Annotated in this window: 3 protein-coding genes (1 of these 3 only partly in view); all 3 read left to right on the top strand. The window is 76.1% G+C overall.

Annotation, left to right across the window (positions count from 1 at the left end):
• Tightly spaced (each overlapping or abutting the next), the 3 genes in view from ACRB68_RS05325 to ACRB68_RS05315 form a layout consistent with a single transcriptional unit that may run on beyond the window.
• Positions 1–631 carry the 3' end of a non-ribosomal peptide synthetase gene (locus ACRB68_RS05325; protein ID WP_194293190.1) on the top strand. The gene continues 8,441 nt to the left of window position 1, outside the view, so the window shows 631 of its 9,072 coding nt (coding positions 8,442–9,072); its start codon lies beyond the left edge, outside the window; its stop codon occupies positions 629–631.
• Positions 628–8,274 (top strand): non-ribosomal peptide synthetase, encoded by a 7,647-nt coding sequence (locus ACRB68_RS05320; RefSeq protein ID WP_328593785.1) that lies wholly within the window; start codon positions 628–630, stop codon positions 8,272–8,274. Before ACRB68_RS05325 ends, ACRB68_RS05320 begins: the two co-directional genes overlap by 4 nt.
• Positions 8,274–21,659, top strand: coding sequence for a non-ribosomal peptide synthetase (locus ACRB68_RS05315; protein ID WP_153531068.1), 13,386 nt, complete (start codon positions 8,274–8,276; stop codon positions 21,657–21,659). The genes ACRB68_RS05320 and ACRB68_RS05315 overlap by 1 nt, the downstream gene beginning before the upstream one ends.

The raw sequence follows: 21,659 nt of genomic DNA, 5'->3' as shown, positions 1-21,659 counted from the left end.
GGTCGACGTCGAGGGCCACGGCCGGGTCCCGCTCGCCGACGACGTGGAGCTGTCGCGGACGGTCGGCTGGTTCACCAGCATGCACCCCGTCCGGCTCGACCCCGGCGACCCGGCCCGGGTGCTGTCGGGCGGCGACGCCGCCGACCGGGCCGTCAAGCGGGTCAAGGAGCAGCTGCGCGCCGCGGGCGACGGCCTCGGCCACGGGCTGCTGCGCCACCTCAACCCCGCCACGGGCCCCGAACTCGCCGGACTGCCCCGCCCCCAGATCGCCTTCAACTACATGGGCAGGTTCACCCGCGGCGCCGCCGCGGCGGGCTGGCGGCAGATCGGCCTCGGCGGCGACACCGGCGACCTGCCCGCCACCCACCTGCTGGAGGCGGGCGGCATGGTCCGCGACGGGGCCGGCGGCCCCGCCCTGACCCTGCTGCTGGCCTGGCCCGACGGCCCGCTGACCGAGGCCGACGCCGCCGAGGTCCTGGACGGCTGGACCGCCGCGCTGACCGCCCTGGCCGCCCGCGCCGCCGGGCCCGGCGGCCACACCCCCTCGGACTTCCCGCTGCTGGACCTGGCCCAGAGCGACCTGGACGCCCTGCAAGCGGCACTCGGCACCACGAAGAGGAGATCCCGGTGACCCAGCTGGACGTGGAAGATCTGTGGCCGCTGTCGCCGCTGCAGGAGGGCCTGCTTTTCCACGCGCTCTACGACTCCGCGGACCCCTACGCGGGCCAGCGCGTCCTGGACCTCCACGGGCCGCTGGACCCGGCGGTGCTGCGCGCCTCGGCGCAGGCCCTGGTCGACCGGCATCCGCACCTGCGGGCCGGGTTCCAGCAGATCGGCGGGATCGACCGGCCCGTCCAGGTGATCGTGAAGCGGGCCGAGGCGCCCTGGCGCGAGGCCGACCTGTCGGCGCTCGACGGCGCGGCCGCGACGGCGGCCGCGGAACGCGAGGCGGCGGCCGAGCTGGCCGCCGGGTTCGACCCGGCCGAGCCGCCGCTGCTGCGCTTCCTGCTGCTGCGGCTCGGCGAGCACCGGCACCGGCTGGTGTTCACCGTCCACCACCTGCTGCTCGACGGCTGGTCCCAGCCGATGTTCCTGCGCGAGCTCTTCACGGTCCTGCGGGCGGACGGCGACGCCTCGGGCCTGAAGCCGGTGCCGTCCTACCGCGACTACCTGGCCTGGCTGGGCCGGCAGGACCGGGACGCGGCCCGCGCGGCCTGGCGGGCCGAACTCGCCGGGACCGGGGAGCCGACCCTGGTCGCCGAGCCCGGCCCGGCGCGCGCCCCGGCCGCCGCGGAGCGCGCGACGGCCACCGTGCCCGCCGGGCCGGCGGCGGCGCTGCGCGCCTTCGCCCGCGAGCACGGGCTGACGGTCAACACCGTCGTCCAGGCCGCCTGGGCACTGGTGGTGGCCCGCCTGTCGGGACGCGACGACGTGGTGTTCGGCGCCGTGGTCGCCGGGCGCCCGCCGGAGCTGCCCGGCGTCGAGGACATGATGGGGCTGTTCATCAACACCGTGCCGGTGCGGGTGCCGCTCGACCCGTCGGCGACCGTCGCGGAACTCCTGCACGACCTGCAGGCGCGGCAGACCGCCCTGATGGACCACCAGTACCTCGGGCTCAGCGAGATCCAGCGGCTGGCCGGGCCCGGCGCGGTCTTCGACACCATCGTCGCCTACGAGAGCTACCCGCTCGACCCCGCCGGGCCCGCGGGCCCGGGATCGGACCTGACGATCGTCCCGGCGGGCGGCAAGGAGGCCACCCACTACCCGCTCGCGCTGGCCGTCGTCCCCGCGCCCGACGGGCTGCTGCTGCGGGTCACCTACCGGCCGGGGGTGTTCACCGGCGGGCTCGCCGAGGAGCTGGCGCCCATGCTCGCCACCGTCCTGGACCGGATCGTCGCGGCGCCGGACGCCCGCGTCGGCACCATCGGGATCCTCCGCGACGACACCGCCCTGAACGGCTGGAACGCCACCGCGACGGCCACCCCGCGCGGCTCCCTGGTCGACGTCTTCCAGGAGCGGGCCGCCCGGCACCCCGACCGGGTCGCGGTCGACGCCGCGGTCACCCTCACCTACGCGGAGCTGGACGCCCGCTCCGACCGGCTCGCCGGCGCGCTGACGGCCCTCGGCACCGGACCCGGCGACCTGGTCGGCGTCTTGATGGACCGGTCGGCCGCCCTGGTCGTCGCCCAGCTCGGCGTGCTGAAGACCGGCGCCGCCTACGTCCCGCTGGACACGGCCAACCCGCCCGGGCGGCTGCGGGCCGTCGCCGCCGAGGCCGGGCTGCGGGTGCTGCTCGCCGACTCCGCTGGCGCCGGCCATCCGCTGGCCCGCGAGGGCGGCCTGGACGTCGTGCAGGTGACCGACTCCGCGTTCGCCGAAGGGCCCCGCGCGACCGGCCGCCCCGTCCCCCCCGACGCCCTCGCCTACGTCATGTACACCTCGGGCTCGACCGGGACGCCCAAGGGCGTCGCGAACACCCACCGCAACGTCGTCGACTTCTGCGCCGACCCCGTCTGGCGCGACGAGGTCACCCGCAGCGTCCTCTTCCAGGCCAACCACGCCTTCGACGCCTCCACCTACGAGCTGTGGGTGCCGCTGACCCGCGGCGGCCGGGTGGTGGTCGCCCCAGCGGGCGACCTCGGCACGCCCGAGCGGCGCGCGGTGGTCTCCGGCGGCGGCGTCACCAACGTGCACGCCACGGCCGGGCTGTTCGCCGCCCTCGCCGAGCAGGACCCGGGCCTGTTCACCGGCGTCCTGGAGGCCTCGACCGGCGGCGACGTCGTCTCGGCCGCCGCCGTCCGCACCCTGCTGGACGCCCACCCCGGGCTCGTCGTGCGGACCACCTACGGGCCGACCGAGACCACCGCGTTCGCCACCCATCAGCCGTTCACGGCGGGCGACACCGTCCCCGATCCGGTGCCGATCGGCCGCCCCCTCGCCAACACCCGGCTGCACGTGCTCGACGGGTTCCTGCGGCCGGTGCCGCCCGGCGTGCCGGGCGAGCTGTACATCGCGGGCACCGGGCTGGCACGCGGTTACCTCGGACGGCCCGGCCCGACAGCCGAGCGGTTCGTGGCCAGCCCGTTCGACCAGGGCGAGCGCATGTACCGGACCGGCGATCTGGTGCGCCGGGACGCCGACGGGTCCCTGGCCTTTCTGGGCCGCTCCGACACCCAGGTGAAGCTGCGCGGTTTCCGAATCGAGCCGAGCGAGATCGAGGCCGTCCTGGCCGATCACCCGGAGGTGCGGCGCGCGGTCGTGCTGCCGCGCACCGACGGGGCGGGGCGCAAGCAGCTCGTCGCCTACGTCACGCCCGCGACCGCGCCCGCCGCCGAACTCCGCGAGCACGTCGCGGACCGGCTGCCCGACTACATGGTCCCGGCCGCGGTGATCGCGCTGCCGGAGCTGCCCCTCACCGCCAACGGCAAGCTCGACCGGGCCGCGCTGCCCGCCCCCGACTTCGGCGGCCTCGCCACCGGCCGGGAGCCGCGCACCCCGGTCGAGGAGGCCCTCTGCTCGCTGTTCGCCGAGGTGCTGCGGCTGCCCCGGGTCGGCGCCGACGACGGCTTCTTCGACCTCGGCGGCGACTCGCTGCTGGCGATGCGGCTGGTCGCCAGGATCCGCGCGGTCCTGGACACCGAGGTGACGATCCGGCAGCTGTTCGCCGCCGCGACCCCGGCGGCCGTCGCCCGGCTGGCCGCCGGCGACGGCGGCGCCGCCGCCCGCCGCCCGCTGACCGCCGGCCCCCGCCCCGACCCGGTCCCGCTGTCGTTCGGGCAGGCCCGGATGTGGTTCCTCAACCGGCTCCAGGACGGCCGCGGCGTCTACAACATGCCGCTCGCGCTCCGGCTCTCCGGCGACCTGGACCGGGCGGCGCTGGCCGCCGCGCTGGGCGACGTCGCCGACCGGCACGAGACCCTGCGGACCGTCTTCCCCGACCGCGACGGGGTGCCCGCGCCGCGGGTGCTGGACGGGCCGGAGGGCCGCCCCGCGCTCGTGGTCGCCGAGACCGCCGAGGCCGACCTGCCGGGGCTGCTCGCCGCCGAGACGGCGCGGCCCTTCGACGTGGGCACCGAGACGCCGCTGCGCGCCCGGCTGCACGTCCTGTCGCCCACCGAGCACGTGCTGCTGCTGGTCGCCCATCACATCGCGGCCGACGGCTGGTCGATGGGGGTGCTGACCCGGGACCTGTCCGCGGCCTACGCGGCGCGGGCCCGCGGCGCCGCACCCGGCTGGGCCCCCCTGCCCGTCCAGTACGCCGACTTCGCGCTCTGGCAGCGCGCCGAGCTCGGCGCCGAGGACGACCCCGGCAGCCTGGCCGGCCGCCAGCTGGCGCACTGGCGGTCGGCGCTGGCCGGCCTGCCCGCCGAGCTCGACCTGCCGTTCGACCGGCCGCGGCCGGCCGTGCCGACCTTCACCGGCGGGGCCGTCCCCATCCGGATCGACGCCGCCGTCCACGCCTCGCTGGCCACCCTGGCGCGCACCGAGCGCGCCACCTTGTTCATGGTGCTGCAGGCGGCGGTCGCGCTGTTGCTGTCCCGGCTGAGCGGCGGTACCGACATCCCGCTCGGCACGGCCGTCGCGGGCCGCGGCGAACCCGTCCTGGACGACCTGGTCGGCTTCTTCGTCAACACCCTCGTGCTGCGCACCGACGTGAGCGGCGACCCGGCGTTCGACGAGCTGGTCGGCCGGGTCCGCGAGGCCGACCTGGCCGCCTACGCCCACCAGGACATCCCCTTCGAGCGCCTCGTCGAGGAACTCTGCCCCGACCGCTCCCTGTCCCGGCACCCCCTGTTCCAGGTGTCGTTCGGCCTCCAGACGAGCCCGGCCGCCACCGGGTGGGACCTGCCGGGGCTGACGGCCGGCCCGTACCGCTCCGGCGTCAACGCCGCCAAGTTCGACCTGTCGTTCAACCTCGCCGAGCGCCGCGGCCCGCACGGCGAGCCCGCGGGCCTGGAGGGCACCCTCGGCTACGCCGCCGACCTGTTCGACCGCCGCACCGCCGAGCTCCTGGTGACCCGGCTGACCCGGCTGCTCACCGAGGTCGCCACCGAGCCGCTCTCCGTCAGCGAGCTCGACCTCCTCCAGCCCGGCGAGCGCACCCGCGTCCTGGAGACCTGGAACGCCACCGACGCCCCGGCCGCCCACGGCACGATCGTGTCCGCCTTCGCCGCGCAGGCGGCGCGGACGCCGGACGCTCCTGCGGTCACCGGCGCCACCGGTTCCCTGACCTACGCGGAGCTGGATCGGGTCTCCGACCGGATCGCGGCGGCCCTCGGACCGGTCGCGGGCGGACGGGTCGGCGTCGTGCTGCCCCGCTCCACCGACCTGGTCGCGACCTTCCTCGGCATCCTCAAGGCCGGCGCCGCTTACGTCCCGGCGGACCCGGCATGGCCCGGCGCCCGGATCGCCAAGGTCCTGGCCGGGGCCGACCTGGTCATCGACCAGGAGTGGACCCCCGGCCCGGCGGCCGCGCCGACGGCACCGGTACCGCTCCAGCCCGACGACCTGGCGTACGTGATGTACACCTCGGGGTCGACGGGTGAGCCGAAGGGTGTGGCGATCACTCATGGCGGGGTGGTGGCGCTGGCGGCCGATCGTTCGTGGCGGGGGACGGGGCGGGTGCTGTTCCATGCGCCGCACGCGTTCGATGCCTCCACCTGGGAGTTGTGGGTCCCGCTGCTGTCAGGCGGAACCGTGGTCGTCGCCCCGCCCGGCCGGATCGACGCGGCGGGATTCGCCGGCCTGATCTCCGAGCACGGCCTCACCGCCGTGCACGCGACGGCCGGGCTGTTCGCCGCCCTCGCCGAAGAGGACCCCGGCTGCTTCGCCGGCGTCACCGAGGTCCTCACCGGCGGCGACGCCGTCAGCGCCCCCGCCGTCGCCCGTGTGCTGGAGGCCTGCCCGGGGGTGTCGGTGCGGCAGTTGTACGGGCCGACCGAGATCACGATGTGCGCGACGTCCTACACCGCGCGGCCCGGCGACACCGTGCTGCCGATCGGCCGCCCGCTCGACAACACGCGGGTGTACGTCCTCGACGAGTTCCTGCGGCCGGTACCGCCGGGAACGACCGGCGAGCTGTACATCGCCGGGACGGGCCTGGCGCGCGGCTACTGGGAGCGCCCCGCCGCGACGGCGGAGCGGTTCGTGGCCTGCCCGTTCGGCGAGGGCCGGATGTACCGGACCGGCGACCTCGGCCGGTGGACCCTCGACGGCGAGCTGGTGTTCGCCGGCCGGGCCGACGACCAGGTGAAGATCCGCGGCTACCGGATCGAGCCGGGCGAGGTCGAGTCCGTCCTCGCCGGGTTCCCCGGCGTGGCGTCGGTGCTGGTGACCGTCCGGGACGGGCGCCTGCTCGCCTACGCCGTCGGCGACGCCGATCCGGCGGAGGTCCGCGGGTTCGCGGCGGGGCTGCTGCCCGAGCACATGGTCCCGGCCGCGGTGGTCATGCTCGGCTCGCTGCCGCTGACCCCGAACGGGAAGGTCGACCGGGCCGCGCTGCCCGACCCCGGCTTCGGCGCGGCGGCCGGCGCCGCCGAACCCCGCACCGACACCGAGGCGACCCTGTGCGAGCTGTTCGCGGGGGTGCTGCGGCTGGAGAAGGTGGGCGTGGACGACGGGTTCTTCGACCTCGGCGGCGACTCGATCATGTCGATGCAGCTGGTCGCCCGCGCCCGCAAGGCCGGGATCGTCATCACCGCCCAGGACGTCTTCGAGCACAAGACCCCGGCGGGCCTGGCCCTGGTCGCCGCCGGGACCACCGCGCCGCCCGCCCCCGATGAGGCCGTCGGCGAGGCCCCGCTCACCCCCGCGATGCGCGAGGCGGCGGAGCGGGCGGGCCTCGCGGGGCTGCGCGGGTTCGCCCAGTCCGCGCTGGTCGTCGCCCCCGCCGGCCTCGACCACGCGGAGCTGGAGCAGGCCGTCAGGGCGCTCGCCGACCACCACGACCTGCTGCGCGCCCGCCTCTCGGTCCCCGACGAGCGGGCCGTCGCGACCTGGACCCTCGACGTCCGCCCGCCCGGCGAACCCGCCGGCGCCCTCGTCGAACGCGTCGACGCCGCGGGACTGCCGGAGGAGGAGATGACCGCGCTGCTCGGCGAGCGGGAGCGGGCCGCGACCGCCCGGCTCGACCCGGTGGCGGGGCGGATGCTGCAGGCCGTCTGGTTCGACCGCGGGCCCGACGCCCCCGGCCGGGTCCTGCTGGTCGCCCACCACCTCGTCGTCGACTCGGTCTCCTGGCGGATCCTGCTGCCCGACCTGGCCGCGGCCCACACCGCGATCGCGGCGGGCGCCCCCGCCGCGCTGCAGCCGCGGTCCACCTCCTTCCGCCGCTGGGCCCTGCTCGCCGCCGCCGAGGCCGGCACCCCCGGGCGCGCCGCCGAACTGCCCGCCTGGGAGCGGATCCTCGCCGACCCCGGGATCGCGCTCGCGGACCGGCCGCTCGACCCCGCCCGCGACCTGGCGGCCACGATGCGCCACCACACCGAGACCCTCCCGGCGGACCTCACCGAGGAGCTGCTGACCACGGTCCCCGCCGCCTACCACGCCGGCATCACCGACATCCTGCTGGCGGGGCTGGTCGCCGCCGTCGGCGAGTGGCGCGGCGAGCCCGGCCCCGTCCTGGTCGACCTGGAGGGCCACGGCCGCCGGGCGCTCGAAGAGGGCATGGACCTGTCGCGGACCGTCGGCTGGTTCACCAGCGTGCACCCCGTCCGCATCGACCTGCCGGCGGCGGGCCGCGTCGACCTGGCGGCACTGCGCGCGGGCGGCGCGGTCGCCGACAAGGTGATCAAGACGGTCAAGGAGCAGCTGCGCGCCGTGCCCGGCGACGGGCTCGGGTACGGGCTGCTGCGCGCGACGGGTCTGGCCGGGCGCCCCGTCCCGCAGCTGGCCTTCAACTACCTGGGCCGCTCGGCGGGCGGGGGACCGGGAGCACCGGGAGCGCCCGCCGGCTGGCGGCCGGTCGGGTTCGGCGGCGGGCCGGGCGGCCTGCCCGCCGGGCACGTCCTGGAGGCGGGCGGATCGGTGCGCGACGGGGCGGACGGCCCGGTGCTGACGGTCTCGCTGGCCTGGCCGGACGGCCTGCTCGCCGAACCCGCCGTCCGGGAGCTGGCGCGGACCTGGGTGGCGATGGTCCGCGGGCTGGCCGGCCACGCGGTCAGCCCGGAGGCCGGCGGCCACACCCCCTCCGACTTCCCCCTGCTGGAGCTGGGGCAGCGCGAGGTCGAGCAGTTCGAGGCGATGGCCGAAGAGATCGAGAAGGGGATGTCCTGATGAAGCGCTCTGCCCTGGCCGAGGTGTGGCCGCTGTCGCCGCTGCAGGAGGGGCTGCTGTTCCACGCGACGTTCGACCGGGACGCGGTGGACGTCTACTCCGGCCAGCACGTCCTGGACCTGGACGGCGCCCTGGACCCTGAGGCGCTGCGCAGGTCGGGGCAGGCGCTGCTGGACCGGCACGCCAACCTGCGCGCCGGGTTCCGCCAGGTCGCGGGCCTCGCCCAGCCCGTCCAGGTGATCGCGGCCAAGGTGGCGCTGCCCTGGTCGCGGGCCGACGTGTCGCACCTGGCCGAGGGGCCCGCCCTCGCCGAGGCCGACCGGCTGGCCGCCGCGGAGCTGGCCCGCGGCTTCGACCCGGCGGTCCCGCCGCTGATCCGCTTCCTGCTGGTCCGGCTCGGCGAGCGCCGGCACCGGCTGATCATCACCAACCACCACATCCTGCTGGACGGCTGGTCGCTGCCGATCCTCAAGCGCGAGCTGCTGACGGTGTACCGGGCGGGCGGCGAACCCTCGGTGCTGCGCGCCGCGCCCCCCTACCGGGACTACCTGGTCTGGCTGAGCCGCCAGGACCGCGACGCCGCCCGCGACGCCTGGCGCGCCGAGCTGGCGGGCGCGGACGAGCCGACGCTCGTCGCCGAGGCCGCGCCGGGGCGCGAACCGGCCGCGCCCGAACACGTCCAGGCCCGGCTCGACGAGGACCTGACGGCGGGGCTGCGCGCCCTGGCGCGGGCCCGCGACCTCACCGTGAACACCGTCGTCCAGGGCGCGTGGGCCCTGCTGGTGAGCCGGCTCGCGCACCGCGGCGACGTGGTGTTCGGCGCGGTCGTCGCCGGTCGCCCGCCGGAACTGCCCGGCGTGGAGGACATGCTCGGCCTGTTCATCAACACGGTGCCCGTCCGGGTCCCGCTCGACCCGGCCGCGACCGTCGCCGAGACCCTCGCCGGCCTGCAGGCCCGCCAGTCGGCGCTCACCCCCCGCCAGTACCTCGGGCTGACCGAGATCCAGCGGCTGGCGGGGCCGGGCGCGGTCTTCGACACCCTGGTGGTGTTCGAGAACTACCCCTTCGACCCGACCCTGGCCCCCAAGGCGCCGGCGCCGGACTCCACCGGGCTGCGCGTCACCAGCAGGGGCGGCAAGGAGGCCGCCCACTACCCGCTGACCCTCGCGGTGAACCCGGGCGGGAAGCGGCTCGGGCTGCGGATCGAGTACCGGCCCGACGCCTTCGACCGCTGCACCGCCGAGGACCTGGTGGCCTGGCTCGCCCGGATCCTGGAGCAGTTCGTCGCCGCCCCCGACGCCCCCGTCGGCCGCACCGGGCTCCTCGACGACCCCGCCCGGGCCAAGATCGTGCGGGAGTGGAACGACACCCTGGTGCCGCAGGAGGGCGGCGGCACCCTGCACGGGGTCTTCGCCGCCCGCGCCGCGGCCCGCCCCGACGCGGTGGCCGTGGACGGCGCGGGCGGCCCGCTGACCTTCGCCGAGCTGGACGCCGCCGCCGACCGGGTCGCCGCCCGCCTCGCCGCCGCGGGGATCGGCCGGGGCGCGCTGGTCGGGGTGCTGATGGAGCGCTCGGCCGAGCTGATCGCGGTGCTGCTCGGCGTGGCCAAGGCGGGCGCGGTGTACGTGCCGGCCGACCCGGACTGGCCGCCCGCCAGGACCGCGGCGATCCTGGCGGGGGCGGACCTGGTCGCGGCCGCCCCCGGCCGCTGGGACGGCCCGGCGCTGGCCGTCGAGCGCTCGTGGCTGCTGGACGGCCCGGCCGTGCCCGCGCCGCGCGTGACCGTCCACCCCGGCGACCTCGCCTACGTCATGTACACCTCCGGCTCGACCGGCGAGCCGAAGGGCGTCGCGGTCACCCACGCGGGGGTGGTGGCGCTGGCCGCCGACTCCTCGTGGGGCGCGGGCGCGCACGAGCGGGTGCTGTTCCACGCCCCGCACGCCTTCGACGCCTCCACCTGGGAGCTGTGGGTCCCGCTGCTGGCGGGCGGCCGGGTGGTGGTGGCCCCGCCGGAGCCGGTGGACGGCGCCGCCCTGGCCCGGATGATCGACGGGTACGGGTTGACGGCCGTCCACGTGACGGCCGGCCTGTTCGCCCTGCTCGCCGAGGAGTCCCCGGCCTGCTTCCGCGGCCTGGCCGAGGTGCTGACCGGTGGCGACGCGGTCAGCGCCACGGCCGTGGCGAAGGTGTCGGCGGCCTGCGCCGGGACCGTCGTCCGCCAGCTGTACGGGCCGACCGAGGCGACGGTCTGCGCCACCGAGTACGAGGTGCGCCCCGACGACGAGGTGCCGCCGGTCCTGCCGATCGGCCGCCCCCTGGACAACACCCGGGTGTTCGTCCTCGACGGGTTCCTCCAGCCGGTGCCGCCGGGCGTCCTCGGTGACCTGCACATCGCCGGGAGCGGCCTGGCCCGCGGCTACTGGGCGCGGCCGGGGCTGACCGGCGAGCGCTTCGTGGCCTGCCCCTTCGGGCCCCCGGGCGAGCGGATGTACCGCACCGGCGACCTGGCCCGCTGGACCCAGGACGGCCAGCTGGTGTTCGCGGGCCGCGCCGACGGCCAGGTGAAGATCCGCGGTTTCCGGGTCGAGCCCGGCGAGATCGAGGCGGTCCTGGCCATGCACCCGGACGTGGCGCAGGTCGCGGTCGTCGTCCGCGCCGACCCGTCCGGGCACAAGCACCTCGTCGCCTACGCGGTCCCGGTCGAGGGGGCCGAGGCCGACGGAGGCGTGCTGCGCGCGTTCGCGGCGTCGCTGCTGCCCGACCACATGGTGCCGTCGGCGATCGTCCCGCTGCCGCGCCTTCCGCTGACCGGCAACGGCAAGGTCGACCGGGCCGCGCTGCCCGCCCCCGACCTGGCGGGCGCGGGCCGCGCCGCCCGCACCCCGGTCGAGGAGCTGCTGTGCGGGCTGTTCGCCGAGGTGCTCGGGCTGGAGCGGGCCGGCGCCGACGACGGGTTCTTCGACCTCGGCGGCGACTCGCTGCTGGCGATGCGGCTGATCGCCCGGATCAGGGAGACCCTCGACGCCGAGGTCACCATCCGCGGGCTGTTCACCGCGCCCAGCCCCGCCGGGGTGGCGCGGCTGGTCGGCGAGGGCGGCCGGACGCGGCCGCCGCTGGTGCCCGCGGAACGTCCCGAGGAGGTGCCGCTGTCGTTCGGCCAGGCCCGGATGTGGTTCCTGAACCGGTTCGCCGAGGACGACGCGGTCTACAACATGCCGATGGCGCTGCGGCTGTCGGGCGAGCTGGACCTAGGTGCGCTCCGCGAGGCCCTCGCCGACGTCGTCGCGCGCCACGAGAACCTGCGCACGGTGTACCCCGACACCGACGGGGTGCCGCGGCTGGAGGTCCTGGACGCCCGGCCGCCGCGCCTGGACCCGGTGCCCGTGACGCAAGAGCAGCTGTCCGGGCTGCTCTCGGAAGAGTCCGCCGCCGGTTTCCGGGTGGGGCAGGAACCGCCGCTGCGTGTCCGGCTGTTCGCCTTGGCCGAGGACGAGCATGTCTTGTCGCTGGTGGTGCACCACATCGCGGCCGATGGCTGGTCGATGGGGGTTTTGACCCGTGACCTGTCGGCGGCCTACACGGCGCGGTGCGAGGGCCGCGCCCCTGGCTGGGCGCCGCTGCCGGTCCAGTACGCCGACTACACGCTGTGGCAGCGCGCTGTGCTCGGCAACGAGGACGACCCCGACAGTGTGATCGGCTCCCAGCTGGCCTACTGGCGGGAGACGCTGGCCGAACTCCCCGCCGAGCTGCCCCTGCCCGCGGACAGGCCGCGCCCCGCCGTGGCGACCTACCGGGGCGGCGCCGTGCCGTTCCGGCTCGACGCGGCCGTCCACGCCCGGCTGGCGGAGCTGGCCAGGCAGGAGCGGACCACCTTGTTCATGGTGGTCCAGGCGGCCGTCGCCGTGCTGCTGTCACGGCTGGGCGCGGGCGAGGACGTGCCGATCGGTACGCCCGTCGCGGGCCGGGGCGATGCGGCGCTGGACGATCTGGTCGGTTTCTTCGTCAACACGCTCGTGCTGCGCACCGATGTGAGCGGTGATCCGACCTTCGCGGAGTTGCTGGCCCGGGTTCGTGAGACGGATCTGGCCGCCTACGCCCACCAGGACGTCCCCTTCGAGCGACTGGTGGAGGAACTGCACCCCGAGCGCTCCCTGGCCCGCCACCCCCTGTTCCAGGTCATGCTGACCTTCCAGAACACTCACCAGGAAACCGCCTGGGAGCTTCCCGGGCTGACCGCGGAACCGGTGCGGTCGCCTGCCGAGACCGCCAAGTTCGACCTGTCCTTCAACTTCGGCGAACACCGCGGCACCGATGGGAAGCCGGCCGGGATCAATGCCGCCCTCGGCTACTCCGCCGACCTGTTCGACCGGGAGACCGCCGAGCTGATCGTGGCCAGGCTGGTCCGGGTGCTGGAGGCGGTCGCCGCCGACCCGGCGGACCCAGTCGGGGAGCTGGAGATCCTCACCGGGGCGGAGCGCGACCGGCTCGCCGGGTGGAACGCCACGGCCGCACCCGTCCCCGACGCCACGTTGACCGGGTTGATCGAGGCGCAGGTGGCGCGGACTCCTGATGCGGTTGCGGTGGTGTTCGAGGGTCGGGCGTTGACCTTTGCGGAGTTGGACGCTGCGGCTGATGCGTTGGCGCGTCGGCTGGCTGGGCTCGGTGCCGGGCCTGAGCGGTCCGTGGCGGTCGCGGTGCCGCGTTCGGCCGAACTGGTCGTGGCCCTGGTGGCGGTGCTGAAGACGGGAGCGGCCTACCTGCCGGTGGATCCGGAGTACCCGGCGGCGCGGATCGCGGCGATGCTGGCCGACGCCGACCCAGCGGCCCTGGTGTGCACGGCCGAGACGCTGCCGGACCTGCCCGGGACCGAGGCCCCTGTGGTGCGGATGGACGAGGCCGGCGCCGACCCGGCTCCGCGCGGACGTCCGGAGGTGCACAGGTCGCCCGACCACCCGGCCTATGTGATCTACACCTCCGGCTCCACCGGGGTGCCGAAGGGCGTGGCGGTCTCCCACCGGGGGATCGTGAACCGGCTGTTGTGGATGCAGGACGCTTACGGGCTCGCCGCCGGTGACCGCGTGCTGCAGAAGACCCCGTCGGGGTTCGACGTGTCGGTGTGGGAGTTCTTCTGGCCGCTCATCACCGGCACCCCGCTCGTCGTCGCCCGACCGGGCGGGCATCGCGACCCCGCCTACTTGGCCGCGACGATCGTCGCCGAGAACGTCACGACCGTGCACTTCGTGCCGTCGATGCTCGCGCTGTTCCTGGAGGAGCCCGCCTCCGCCGGTTGTACTGGACTGCGCCGGGTGATCTGCAGTGGCGAGGCGTTACCCGCCGAGCTGGTGAACCGCTTCCACGAGCGGCTGCCGGGCGTGCCGCTGCACAACCTGTACGGCCCCACCGAAGCCTCCGTCGACGTCACCTCCTGGGAGTGTCCGGACGGGCCGGTCGCCTCCGTCCCGATCGGCCGGCCGATCCGCAACACCGGGACCCACGTGCTCGACGCCCGGCTGCGGCCCGTCCCGCCGGGCGTCGCCGGCGAGCTCTACCTGACCGGCACGGGCCTCGCGCGCGGCTACCTGAACCGCGCCGCGCTGACCGCCGGGCGGTTCGTGGCCAGCCCCTTCGCCGCGGGCGAGCGGATGTACCGCACCGGCGACCTGGCCCGCTGGAACACCGCGGGCGAGCTGGAGTACCTGGGCCGGACCGACGACCAGGTGAAGATCAGGGGCTTCCGGATCGAGCTCGGCGAGATCGAGGCCGTCCTGGCCGCGCACGGCTCGGTGGCCAGGGCCGCCGCCGTCGTCCGGGAGGACCAGCCGGGCCGGCGCCATCTCGTCGCCTACGCCACCCCCGCGGCGGGCGGTGGCGTCGACCCGGCGGGGCTGCGCGAGTTCGCTGCCCTGTCGCTGCCCGCCCACATGGTGCCCGCCGCCGTGGTGGCCCTCGCGGAGTTCCCGCTGACGCCGAGCGGCAAGCTCGACCGGGCGGCGCTGCCCGCCCCCGACTTCGGCGGCCTGGTCACCGGGCGCGAACCGCGCGGACCGGTCGAGGAGGTGCTGTGCGGGCTGTTCGCCGAGGTGCTCGGACTCGAACGGGTCGGGCCCGACGACGGGTTCTTCGACCTCGGCGGCGACTCGCTGACGGCGATGCGGCTGATCGCCCGGATCCAGGCCGTCCTGGAGACCGGCCTGACCGTCCGCGACCTGTTCGCGGCGCCGACCCCGGCCGGGGTGGCCCGCCTCGGCGGCGGCCCCTCCCGTCCCGCGCTGGAGGCCGCCGGCCCGCGGCCCGCGGCCGTCCCGCTGTCCTCCGGCCAGTCCCGGATGTGGTTCCTCAACCGGTTCCAGGAGGAGAGCGCCGTCTACAACATGCCGATGGCGCTGCGGCTCAGCGGACCGCTGGACCGCGGCGCCCTCGGCGCGGCCCTCGACGACGTGATCGGCCGGCACGAGGTGCTGCGGACCGTCTTCCCCGACGACGCGGGCGTGCCCCGCCAGGAGGTCCGCGCGGCGGAACCGGGCGCACTGGCCGTCACCGCGACCACCGCCGGGGAACTGGACGGGCTGCTGCGCGCCGAGGCGGGCCGCGGCTTCGGGCTCGGCCGCGAGGCCCCGATCAGGGCCCGGCTGTTCGTCCTGGCCGAGGACGAGCACGTCCTGTCGCTGGTGGTGCACCACATCGCGGCCGACGGCTGGTCGATGGGCGTGCTGGTCCGCGACCTGTCGGCCGCCTACGCCGCCAGGTGCGAGGGCCGCGCCCCCGGCTGGGCGCCGCTGCCGGTCCAGTACGCCGACTACACGCTGTGGCAGCGGGACCTGCTCGGCAGCGAGGACGACCCCGGCAGCCTCGTCACCGCGCAGCTCGCCCACTGGCGGCAGGCCCTGGCCGGCCTCCCCGCCGAGCTGGCGCTGCCCGCCGACCGGCCGCGCCCCGCCGTGCCGAGCCACACGGGCGGCTCGGTGCCGCTGCGGATCGACGCCGGCACCCACGCCCGCCTCGCCGGCCTCGCCAGGAAGGAGAAGGCCACCCTGTTCATGGCGGTCCAGGCGGCCGTCGCCGTGCTGCTGTCCAAGCTCGGCGCGGGCGAGGACATCCCGCTCGGCACCGCCGTGGCCGGCCGCGGCGATGTCGCCCTCGACCGGCTGATGGGGTTCTTCGTCAACACGCTCGTGCTGCGCACCGATGTGAGCGGTGATCCGACCTTCGCCGAGCTGCTGGCCCGGGTGCGCGAGACGGACCTGGCCGCCTACGCCCACCAGGACGTCCCCTTCGAGCGACTGGTGGAGGAACTGCACCCCGAACGCTCCCTGGCCCGCCATCCCCTGTTCCAGGTCATGCTCAACTTCCAGAACGCCCAGCCTGAGACCGCCTGGGAGCTGCGCGGGCTCACCGTCACGCCGCACCGCCCGGCGAACAGCGGAGCCAAGTTCGACCTGTCGGTCAACCTCGGGGAGCACCGGGCCGACGACGGCGCGCCCGCCGGGATCGACGGCGCGATCGGCTACGCCGCCGACCTGTACGACCGGGAGACGGCGGCCCGCGTCGCCGCGCGCCTGGTCCGGCTGCTGGAGGCCGTCGCCGCCGAACCGGACCTGCCGCTCAGCCGGATCGGGGTGCTCCTGGACGGGGAGCGCGCACAGGTCCTGGAGGAGCCGAACGCCACCGCGACCTCGGTCCCGGCCACGACCCTGCCCGCGCTCGTCGCCGCGCAGACCGCCAGGACCCCCGGCGCCGTCGCGGTCGCCGCCGGCGACCGGACCCTCTCCTATGCCGAACTCGACGCCGAGGCCGGCCGGCTCGCCCACCGGCTGGCCGCGCTCGGCGCCGGGCCCGAGACCGTGGTCGCGCTCGCCGTGCCGCGCTCGGCCGACCTGATCGTCGCGCTGCTGGCCGTGCTCCGGACCGGAGCCGCCTACCTGCCGGTCGACCCCGAGCATCCGGCGGCGCGGATCGCCGCGATGCTGGCCGACGCCCGCCCGGTCGCGGTGCTGGGCACCGCGGCGACCGCGGCGGCGCTGCCCCCGGGGGCGATCGTCCTGGACGATCCCGGTGAGCGCGCGCTGCTCGCCTCGCTGCCCGCCGACCCGCCGGACCCGCGCACGCGCCCCGGCCACCCCGCCTACGTGATCTACACCTCCGGGTCGACGGGCACGCCGAAGGGCGTGGTGGTCTCGCACCAGGGCATCGTGAACCGGCTGCTGTGGATGCAGGACGCCTACCGGCTCGGCCCCGAGGACCGGATCCTGCAGAAGACCCCGCCGGGATTCGACGTGTCGGTGTGGGAGTTCTTCTGGCCGCTCGTCGCCGGGGCCAGGCTCGTCATGGCACGCCCCGGCGGGCACCGCGACCCCGCCTACCTGGCCGCGACGATCGTCGCCGAGAACGTCACGACCGTGCACTTCGTGCCGTCGATGCTCGCGCTGTTCCTGGAGGAGCCCGCCTCCGCCGGTTGTACCGGGCTGCGCCGGGTGATCTGCAGTGGTGAGGCGTTGCCAGCCGATCTGGTGAACCGCTTCCACGAGCGGCTGCCGGGCGTGCCGCTGCACAACCTCTACGGCCCCACCGAAGCCTCCGTCGACGTCACGTCCTGGGAGTGTCCGCCCGGGCCGGTCGCCTCCGTCCCCATCGGCCGGCCGATCTGGAACACCCGCCTCTATGTCCTGGACGCCCTCCTGTGCCCGGTACCGCCCGGCGTGGTCGGCGAGCTGTACCTGGCGGGCACCGGGCTGGCCCGCGGCTACCTGAACCGCGCCGCGCTGACCGGCGACCGGTTCGTCGCCTGCCCCTTCGGCGCGCCGGGCGAGCGGATGTACCGCACCGGCGACCTGGCCCGCTGGAACACCGCGGGCGAGGTCGAGTACCTCGGCCGCGCCGACGGCCAGGTGAAGATCAGGGGCGTCCGGATCGAGACCGGCGAGATCGAGGCGGTCCTGGCCGCCCATCCCTCGGTGGGCTCGGTCGCCGTCGTCGCCCGCGAGGACCGGCCCGGTCAGCGCAGGCTGATCGCCTACGCGGTCCCCGCGGGGACCGGGATCGACGGCGCGGCGCTGCGGGAGTTCACGGCCGCCCGGCTGCCCGAGGCGCTGGTCCCCGCGGCGGTCGTCGCCCTCGACGCCCTTCCGGTGACCCTCAACGGCAAGCTCGACCGCGCCGCGCTGCCCGCCCCCGACTTCGACGCCCTGAGCACCGGCCGCGACCCGCGCACCCCCCTGGAGGAGGTGGTCTGCGGGCTGTTCGCCGAGGTGCTCGGGCTGGAGCGGGTCGGCGCCGACGACGGGTTCTTCGACCTCGGCGGCGACTCCCTGCTGGCGATGCGGCTGATCGCCCGGATCCAGGCCGTCCTGGACGCCGAACTCCCCATCCGGGTTCTGTTCGGCGCGCCTACCCCGGCCGGGGTGGCGCGGCGGCTCGGCTCGGCCGCCGTCCGGCCGGCCCTCACGGCGGGGGAGCGGCCGGCCGAGGTGCCGCTGTCGTTCGGCCAGGCCCGGATGTGGTTCCTGAACCGGTTCGCCGAAGGGGCCGCCGTCTACAACATGCCGATGGCGCTGCGGCTGACGGGCGAGCTGGACCCGGGCGCCCTGCGTGAGGCCCTCGCCGACGTCGCCGACCGGCACGAGACCCTGCGCACCGTGTTCCCCGAGGCCGACGGCGCGCCCCGCCTGCGGATCCTGTCCGGGAAGGAGGGACACCCGGAGCTCGTGGTCGTCCCGGCGTCCGAGGAGACCCTGCCCCGGCTGCTGTCGGCGGAGGCGTCGCATCCGTTCGACCTGGCCGCCGAGCCGCCGCTGCGTGTCCGGTTGTTCGCCCTGGCCGAGGACGAGCATGTCTTGTCGCTGGTGGTGCATCACATCGCGGCCGATGGCTGGTCGATGGGGGTTTTGACCCGTGACCTGTCGGCGGCCTACACGGCGCGGTGCGAGGGCCGCGCTCCTGGTTGGGCGCCGCTGCCGGTCCAGTACGCCGACTACACGCTGTGGCAGCGCGCCGTGCTCGGCAACGAGGACGACCCCGACAGCCTGATCGGCGAGCAGCTCGCCCACTGGCGGAAGGCGCTGGAGGGGCTGCCCGCCGAGCTGGCGCTGCCCGCCGACCGCCCGCGGCCGCCCGTCGCCTCCCACCGGGGCGGCACCGTGCCGGTCAGGATCGCCGCGGACACCCACGTCCGGCTGGCGGAGCTGGCCCGCCGTGAGAAGACCACCTTGTTCATGGTGGTCCAGGCCGGGGTGGCGCTCTTGCTGTCCCGACTGGGCGCAGGCGAGGACATCCCGCTCGGCACGCCCGTCGCGGGCCGGGGTGATGCGGCGCTGGACGACCTGGTCGGTTTCTTCGTCAACACCCTCGTCCTGCGCACCGACCTGTCGGGCGATCCGACCTTCACCGAGCTGTTGGCCCGGGTTCGTGAGACGGATCTGGCCGCCTACGCACACCAGGACATCCCCTTCGAACGCCTGGTGGAGGAACTGCACCCCGAGCGCTCCCTGGCCCGCCACCCTCTGTTCCAGGTCATGCTGACCTTCCAGAACACCCACCAGGAAACCGCCTGGGACCTGCCGGGACTCACCGTCGGCAGGGCCCGCGCGGGCGGCGGCGCGACGGCGAAGTTCGACCTGTCGTTCACGCTCGGGGAGCGTTTCGAGGACGGGGCCCCCGCAGGACTCGGCGGCGTCCTCGACTACGCCGCCGACCTGTTCGACCGGGAGACCGCCCTGGCCCTCGCCGAACGCCTCGTCCTGCTGCTCGACGCCGTCGCCGGCGACCCCGGCCTGCGGGCCTCCCACGCCCCGGTCCTGCTGCCCGGCGAACACGAAAAGGCCATCCGGACCTGGAACGACACCGCGGTCCCCGTCGCCGACCGGACCATGACCGACCTGTTCGCCGACCGCGCCGCCGCCCACCCCGGCGACGTCGCGGTAGAGCACGAGGGCGCGGTGACCACCTACGCCGAGCTCGACGCCGCCGCCAACCGGCTCGCCCGGACCCTGGCCGGGCACGGCGCGCGCCCGGGCCGGACCGTCGCGGTGGCGCTGCCGCGCTCGACCGAGCTGGTCGTGGCGCTGCTGGCCGTCCTGAAGACCGGCGCCGCCTACCTGCCGGTCGACCCCGGATACCCGGCGGCCCGCGTGGAGTACCTGCTGGCCGACGCCGCACCGGCGGTCGTCGTCAGCACGGCCGCCGCCGGGCTCCCCGGCGACCCGGCGGGCCGGATCCTGCTGGACGACCACGAGACCGCCACGGCCCTGGCCGCGCAGCCGCCGACCCCGCCGGCCACCGGCCCCGCGCCCGGCGACCCCGCCTACGTCATCTACACCTCGGGCTCCACCGGCACCCCCAAGGGCGTGCTGATCCCGCACCGCAACGTGGTCGCGCTGCTGGAGACGGCCGCTGCCGCCTACGACCTCGGCCGCGAGGACGTCTGGACCCTGTTCCACTCCTGCGCCTTCGACTTCTCGGTCTGGGAGATCTGGGGCGCGCTCCTGCTCGGCGGCCGGCTCGTCGTCGTCCCGCACCACGTCAGCCGCTCCCCCGGCGAGTTCGCCGACCTGCTCGCCCGCACCGGGACGACCGTCCTCAGCCAGACGCCGTCGGCCTTCCACCAGCTGATGGGCGCCGACCAGGAGCGGCCGGGCCGCGACTACGCGCTGCGGTACGTCTTCTTCGGCGGCGAGGCCCTCGAACCGGCGCGGCTGCGCCCCTGGTACGCCGCGCACCCCGACGACGCGCCCGTCCTGGTCAACATGTACGGGATCACCGAGACGACCGTGCACGTCACCCACCTCCGGCTCGACCAGGCGGCCGCGGCGGCGGGGACCGGCAGCGTCATCGGCGGTCCGCTGCCGAACACCAGGACCTACGTGCTGGACTCCGCGCTGCGGCCCGTCCCGCCCGGCGTGGTCGGCGAGCTGTACGTGGCGGGCGCCGGGCTGGCCCGCGGCTACCTGAACCGCGCCGCGCTGACCGCCGGGCGGTTCGTCGCCTGCCCCTTCGGCGCGCCGGGCGAGCGGATGTACCGCACCGGCGACCTGGCCCGCTGGACCGCCGGCGGCGGGCTGGTGTTCGCCGGGCGCGCCGACGACCAGGTCAAGATCCGGGGCTTCCGGATCGAGCCGGGCGAGATCGAGGCCGTCTTGACCGCGCACCCGGCCGTCGCCGGGGCCGCGGTGGCGGTGCGCGAGGACCGGCCGGGCCGGCGGACCCTGGTCGCCTACGCGGTGCCGCGCGCCGGCTGCGACCCGGCGGCGCTGCGCGCCCACGCCGCCGAGCGGCTGCCCGACCACATGGTGCCCGCCGTCGTCGTGCTGCTGCCGGAGCTGCCGCTGACCGGCAACGGCAAGCTCGACCGCGCCGCCCTGCCCGCGCCCGACTTCGACGCCCTGAGCACCGGCCGCGACCCGCGCACCCCCCGCGAGGAGCTGCTGTGCGGGCTGTTCGCCGAGGTGCTCGGACTCGAACGGGTCGGCGCCGACGACGGGTTCTTCGACCTCGGCGGCGACTCCCTGCTGGCGATGCGGCTGGCGGCGCGGATCCGCGCCGAGACCGGCGCCGGGCTGAACGTCAGGGCGCTGTTCGCCGCCCCGACCCCGGCCGCCCTCGCCACCGCACTGGACGCCCCCGCGGGACGCGACGACTTCGAGGTGCTGCTGCCGATCAGGACCGGGGGCGGCCGGCCGCCGCTGTTCTGCGTCCACCCGGTCGAGGGCATCGCCTGGCGCTACACCGGACTCGCCGAGCACCTGGCGGACCGGCCCGTCTACGGGCTCCAGGCGCGCGGCCTGGCCCGTCCCGAACCGCTGCCGCGCAGCGTCGGGGAGATGGCCGCCGACTACTTCGCCAAGATGCGGGCCGTCCAGCCGCACGGCCCCTACCACCTGCTCGGCTGGTCGCTCGGCGGCGTCATCGCGCACGCGCTGGCCACCCACATCAGGGAGCAGGGCGAGCAGGTCGGGCTGCTGGCGATCCTCGACGGCTACCCGGCGTTCGCCGCGCCCGGCGCCGGCGCCGCGGCGGCGCCCCGCACCCGCGACACCACCGACCGGCGGCTCGACACCATGATCGAGGAGGTCGTCGGCCTGGTCCGCGGCGCGCGGCCGGACGCCGACGGCGAGGTCCTGCTCGGCCTGCGGTCCACGCTGCGCAACACCACCAAGGCCGGCGCGCGGCACACCCCGGCGGTCTACGACGGCGACGTGCTGCTGGTGGTCGCGCTGCTGGACCGGCCGCCGGCGCTGCCCGCACCGGACGCGCCCGCCGCCTGGCGCCCCTACGCCACCGGGGAGATCGCCGTCCACGAACTCCGCCGCACCCACCGCGAACTGGTGGAGCCGGCGGCCATCGCCGAGATCGCACGGCTGGTCTCGGCCCGGCTCGACGAACAGGAGAGGTGA

Origin of the sequence: Actinomadura macrotermitis (genome assembly GCF_009604375.1) — a bacterium.
In the GTDB taxonomy this organism is placed as follows: Bacteria; Actinomycetota; Actinomycetes; order Streptosporangiales; family Streptosporangiaceae; genus Spirillospora; species Spirillospora macrotermitis.
The sequence above is the reverse complement of the archived record's forward strand: the minus strand, read 5'-3'. Positions and strand labels throughout refer to the sequence as shown.